This window comes from Algoriphagus lutimaris, from assembly GCF_017051705.1.
In the GTDB taxonomy this organism is placed as follows: Bacteria; Bacteroidota; Bacteroidia; order Cytophagales; family Cyclobacteriaceae; genus Algoriphagus; species Algoriphagus lutimaris.
This window is the reverse complement of the sequence record NZ_JAFIDJ010000037.1, coordinates 1-285: the sequence shown is the minus strand read 5'-3', so window position 1 is coordinate 285 and position 285 is coordinate 1. Positions and strand designations below refer to the sequence as shown.

Here is a 285-nt window from a genome sequence, read left to right as displayed (position 1 = left end):
AGATGACATCGCCCTCCGACGCAGAGCTCATCGAGGCGTGGCGAGGGGGCGACGAAGCGGCAGCCGCCGAGCTCGTGCGGAGGCATGCGCAGGCGGTGGCGAGGTACTTGGCCGCTGCGGGTGCGGGCGACGACGTGGACGACCTGGTCCAGGACACGTTCTTCCGCGCGTTCCGAAAGATTGCCGGGTTCCGCGGCGGGGCGAGCTTTCGTACCTGGGTCATTTCTATCGGATCCAATGCGCTCAAGGACGCGCGACGTCGCTTCCGGCGGCGGCCCGAGGACC

Annotated in this window: 1 protein-coding gene; it reads left to right on the top strand. The window is 68.8% G+C overall.

The genetic code is table 11. From position 1 onward, the window contains the following. Positions 1–285 (top strand): RNA polymerase sigma factor (locus JYB62_RS19685; protein WP_317194691.1); only part of this gene is annotated, 285 nt, incomplete at both ends.